This is a genomic window from Candidatus Cyrtobacter comes (assembly GCF_034470605.1).
In the GTDB taxonomy this organism is placed as follows: Bacteria; Pseudomonadota; Alphaproteobacteria; order Rickettsiales; family Midichloriaceae; genus Cyrtobacter; species Cyrtobacter comes.
Genome location: NZ_JARGYT010000092.1, coordinates 1 through 4,708, shown reverse-complemented (window position 1 = coordinate 4,708; position 4,708 = coordinate 1). Strand labels below are relative to the sequence as shown.

Below are 4,708 nucleotides of genomic sequence, written 5' to 3'. Positions count from 1 at the left end.
TTGGCGCATTGATTGGCAGTACTTTAATAGCTATCGGATTACTGAATGGCTCAGTTAATACAGATGCGTTCACTTGCTTTAGTGGATAAGATTTTACTCCCTAATCTTCCAGAAAAAAGCGTCATTGTCATGGATAATGCAGCCTTTCATAAGGATATGCAACAAATCATTCAAGATGCTGGCCATATTTTGCTTTACTTACCTCCGTATTCACCGGATCTCAATCCAATCGAGAAAAAGTGGGCTCAGGCTAAGCAAATTCGTAGATCCACTAATTACTCTATCAATCAACTTTTCAATGACTATTTATCGTGACTCTTTTATACCGGATTAGCTATATATAACACGATGTTGTTGTTATAGGTTCATAAAGGTGCAGAATGTTTATTGATAAATTTTTACTGCGCATTGTAATGTTTGCAAGAGGTGTTTGTTTAGCACGAATATCCGGTTGATTTAAGTAATAGATTGGTAATGCGTGTTCTCTTGATACTCTAGATAAGATCATAGCAAGTAATAATAATATGTAATACCTCAAGTATATGATGATCATATAGACTGTGTAATCATTATTCGGAATATTAAATATTTTCAAGGCCGATAAAAATCAACTATCTGTTTGAATGTTCATAAAAGCTTTGGTTAAACTATTGCAAATTCAAAATCATTAATGAGCCGAGATATTTTTAGCTCATTAATATTATCCATTTCATGTGCTCTCTATAGATGCCCAGATGGTGATGCGGCGCGCTCGCGAGAAAGTGGGAAGGTTTGCGTGTGAGTTAAGAAAGCAAACGCGCCGCATCACCATCCATCAAAATAGCATATTAAGAACACATTAAGCACTTCCACTATTGTAAGTTGTTTAAGTCTTATGTCAATACACAGCTTAAAATTTAGTAGAAAGAAATTTAATAAAAAATGACTAAAATAATAGCCTTATATAATATTGTGGACAAGTATTATCATAGATGGAAAGCTATAGCAAATACAATAAAATCTTTATAAAAGAGGCATATTTACCTTTTTGTAATAATGTTATGTTATAATTATTGAGGCTATATATGATACAAAAACTTAATAAATCTAGGGTTGCGCAAGATTATAATGCGCAAAACAAATAACAAGAGAATAATGCTCGTTTAAGATATTTGATATAAAAATCAATATGATATTCTATGTACAATAATCTTGTTATTGCACAATTAAATTGAATGGAGTATATAAATTTATGCAGTGCTTTTGCAAAACACAATGCAGGGTGGTTAATATAATAACAATGTTATGATGGTGCGTAAAGATTATAAGCCTTCGGAGAACGAGCAATATATGAACTCTCTCCATCTTGAATATTTCAAACAAAGACTCTTACAATGGAGGCAGGAATTGCAAGAAGAAATAAATAGGGCCTCTACGCTGCTTAAGGAGAGCCATTCAAATAGTGGTCTTGATTTAGCTGATTGCGCTTCAGAAGCGCTATACATAGGCTTAGAGCTCAGAACACAAGAAAGATGTAAAAAATTAATACTTAAGATAGATGAGGCATTAGAGAGAATAAGAAAAAAGGCTTTTGGCTATTGTGTTATTACAAACAAACCCATTGGCTTAAAAAGGCTAGAAGCAAGACCAATAGCTCTTTTTTGCATAGATGAGCAAGAAGAGCATGAGGCGTTTGAAAAGAATCATAATGATGAATCTTAAAAATCATAACTAATTTTAAATCTAATTATAGAGATTACATCTAGATTTTATCAGGCATATTGCTCCATGAGTTGATATTTTGTTATCATACTGCACCTAATGCTAAAATCTCTAATATGCTACTCATTGATAATTCTTTTACTATAAAACATCCAGCTGTGGGTTGTTTTTGGGCATTGCCTAAAAAGTAATTGATAAGGTACCTAAAGACCTTAAAGAAGAGAGAGATGTATACAGAAAGCATAACAATAGATTTGGAGTACTTTTTAGTTTTTCGGTTTAATCTTGCTAAATTATCTCTGTATGAAGAATTTTTTGCCTCAACTAAGCAGATTTATGCCTTTTACTTATATGATATTTACTATAAATATCATAAGCATCTGTGCATAGGTAATCAATATATCTAAAGCGCTATAAAATGGCATAATGTTTAGTGTATATAAATCATCAATCAAAATAGCTAATGACCTATCCAATACAATTTAGAAAAAAATAATGAAGCTGCATGAATCTGGTATGAAGTATGAAGAAGTATGGAAAAATCTGTCAATGAGAACATTAAGCAGATGGAAGAAGGAAATAATGCCTAAAGCGAATAGAAATAAGCCAAAAATCAATAAAGAGGCTTTAATGGAAGATATTAGAAAATATCCGGATTCGTATGGATACGAACGAGCAAAAAGGTTATGTGTAAGCAAGTCTAGTATTGCTTACGCGATGAAACTATTGTCAGTAACATATAAAATTTTACTACTTTTCCTACTTGCTTAATCCAAACCGATATCACTGAATTATGCACCTTTTTACCATCGCTCTGATACCAATCGAGTTAATCGCTTTCCAGCTTGAACTTCGCACTATACTTAGCTTCTTTTCCTCGAGAGACACTTCTGCAGCATTTGTATCTTTGTACTCCATCTTGTGCTCCGTTCTTAACCATATCAACAGATTTACACTTCTTCTTCCATCTTTATAACATCTTCTCCTCTATAAAACGTTTCTTTATCAAATATACTACTACATTCGTTTATAATCTGCCAACTGCTTTTAGGCGATGCCTATTTTTTTGCTCAATTCGATATAGCGTTTCTATGTGAATTTTGCTATCAACTAATTTAATTTCTCATTTCTTGAGCGGCGTGATCATTGCTATAGTGGTAATATGCATATTGATACTGGTTTTTTGGCTCTCAACAGTTGTACGATCTAATAGGCTCATGCAAGCCTTATCAGAGATAAACTTAAAGAATAACGAGCGGTATGAGAAAGAAGCTAGAGAAACTATTATAATATCTGAAAAAATTCATAATCTCCAAAATATACTACAGCAGCAGTTTCAATCTATGATCCTTTCTCAAAAATCGCAATTGGATCTTATGCAAAACCAACTTGCGCAGGCATCGCATGCAAATGAGAGTAAAATGGAATATACAAAAAAATTTATTCAAGAATCGCTCCATCAAATCAGGGAAAATAATGAAAAAAAGCTTGAGCAAATTAGGGTAACTGTTGAGGAAAAGCTCCAAAGTACATTAGAAAAAAGGCTCGGTGATTCATTTCAAATAGTAAGTGAGCGATTGGAGATGGTATATAAAGGCTTAGGTGAAATGAAATTGATTGCTTCTAGTGTTGGTGATTTAAAAAATGTTTTATCTAATGTCAAAACAAGAGGTATATGGGGAGAAGTGCAGCTAGCTGCAATATTAGATGAAATTTTATTACCTGAACAGTATGCGATAAACGTACAGACAAAGCCAGATTCGCAAGATAGGGTTGAGTTTGCTATAAAGCTACCAGGTAAAGATGAAAATGTTTGGCTCCCTATTGATTCTAAATTTCCATTGGAGGATTACCAAAGGTTTATAGATTCTCAAATGCAGGGTGATATAGATGGTGCAGAGTATCATAAAAAATTGATTGAAAATAGCTTAAAAAAGTGCGCTAAGTTGATTAGTGATAAATATATAAATCCGCCACATACAACTGATTTTGCTATTATGTTTTTACCCATCGAGGGAATGTATGCAGAGGTTTTAAGGATCAGCGGCCTTATAGAGGTTCTGCAACGAGATTATAGAATTGTAATAACAAGCCCTACTACATTTGCGGCTATGGTAAATAGTCTTCAGATGGGGTTTAGGGCGATTGCAATAGAAAAAAGATCAAGCGAGGTTTGGAAGGTATTAGAATCCATAAAGCCAGAATTTGTAAAATTTGCAGAGTTATTAAATAAAACAAGGGGGAAATTAGAGCAAGCAAGTAAGGCTATAGGTGATGCCGAGGCAAAAACAAGAACAATACAAAGGAAGCTCTCTAAAACAGAAAAAATAGATATGGAAGATGACGATTTATTGATTGAATAAAAATCAGGCGGATAGGTTGTTTTTTAATAAAAAAACAACAAGTGTGTAATAAATTATAAAAATATTTCTTTTGTGTGAAAATGCCCTAGTGACATTCTAGCCAGATTCTATTATATTAGGTTGGCGCCTTATGGTTGTAGCCACGTGTCGTATTTTAAGATGTGATGTATGGAATCCTATGCTCTTATGACCACATATTTCAGATGTGCGCTTATCCCAATCTCTCTGATGATGGTTATTTTTATGATGAATAGTTTTTTTGCCGCACCTTTTATATCAATTCTAGATTATAAGTTTTCATACCATTTGTATTGGCAGCGAGATATTACTAGGTGGCAAAGTAAGTAGCTTTGTTTTATAGCCGTTTCTCTACGCTACTATCTATTTATTTTCATATCTCGAGTTTTTGCTAGTTTTTAATCCCTGCTCATTTAGTGGCTGTATGGATAGCTAAGTTATCCATCAACTAGTTTGTTTTGTAACGGGTTGCTAGCCGTATATCGTGATAGTTATCTACTTGTTCAAAATCCGTATATATTTAGTATTAGGCACTGTTAACAAAGGTTGTATTTAATAGATGCTAAAGCTATAAAGGCAAGGAAAGAGAGATCGGATTTCTCAAATCGTAATGCTAAGCGTCGATT

General features: G+C 33.3%; 4 protein-coding genes and 1 pseudogene. 4 read left to right on the top strand and 1 reads right to left on the bottom strand.

Features of this window, described 5'->3' with window-relative positions; genetic code table 11:
- Positions 1-63: 63 nt before the first annotated feature.
- The 3 genes from Cyrtocomes_RS05310 to Cyrtocomes_RS05300 all read left to right on the top strand — a co-directional run bounded on the left by Cyrtocomes_RS05310 (position 64) and on the right by Cyrtocomes_RS05300 (position 2,472).
- Positions 64-315 (top strand): transposase, encoded by a 252-nt coding sequence (locus tag Cyrtocomes_RS05310; protein ID WP_322498153.1) that lies wholly within the window; start codon positions 64-66, stop codon positions 313-315.
- A gap of 969 nt (positions 316-1,284) precedes the next feature.
- Positions 1,285-1,701 (top strand): TraR/DksA C4-type zinc finger protein, encoded by a 417-nt coding sequence (locus Cyrtocomes_RS05305; RefSeq protein WP_322498152.1) that lies wholly within the window; start codon positions 1,285-1,287, stop codon positions 1,699-1,701.
- A gap of 495 nt (positions 1,702-2,196) precedes the next feature.
- On the top strand, positions 2,197-2,472 hold the full coding sequence (locus Cyrtocomes_RS05300) for an IS630 transposase-related protein (RefSeq protein WP_322498151.1): 276 nt from the start codon (positions 2,197-2,199) through the stop codon (positions 2,470-2,472).
- A 58-nt stretch (positions 2,473-2,530) separates the two neighbouring features.
- Here the strand turns inward: Cyrtocomes_RS05300 and Cyrtocomes_RS06210 are convergent.
- Positions 2,531-2,656: pseudogene (locus Cyrtocomes_RS06210) on the bottom strand (IS1/IS1595 family N-terminal zinc-binding domain-containing protein); the annotation flags it as partial.
- Between the two features lie 262 nt (positions 2,657-2,918).
- Here Cyrtocomes_RS06210 and Cyrtocomes_RS05295 point away from each other — a divergent pair.
- A complete protein-coding gene (locus Cyrtocomes_RS05295; RefSeq protein WP_322498150.1) occupies positions 2,919-4,064 on the top strand; it encodes a DNA recombination protein RmuC in 1,146 nt (381 codons plus the stop codon).
- Positions 4,065-4,708 lie beyond the last annotated feature (644 nt).

What these genes read in the sequence shown, in the direction of transcription:
- Cyrtocomes_RS05305 (WP_322498152.1), top strand. Translation starts at nt 1,285, where the DNA reads ATGATGGTGCGTAAAGATTATAAGCCTTCGGAGAACGAGCAATATATG.
- Cyrtocomes_RS05310 (WP_322498153.1), top strand. Translation starts at nt 64, where the DNA reads ATGCGTTCACTTGCTTTAGTGGATAAGATTTTACTCCCTAATCTTCCA.
- Cyrtocomes_RS05300 (WP_322498151.1), top strand. Translation starts at nt 2,197, where the DNA reads ATGAAGCTGCATGAATCTGGTATGAAGTATGAAGAAGTATGGAAAAAT.
- Cyrtocomes_RS05295 (WP_322498150.1), top strand. Translation starts at nt 2,919, where the DNA reads ATGCAAGCCTTATCAGAGATAAACTTAAAGAATAACGAGCGGTATGAG.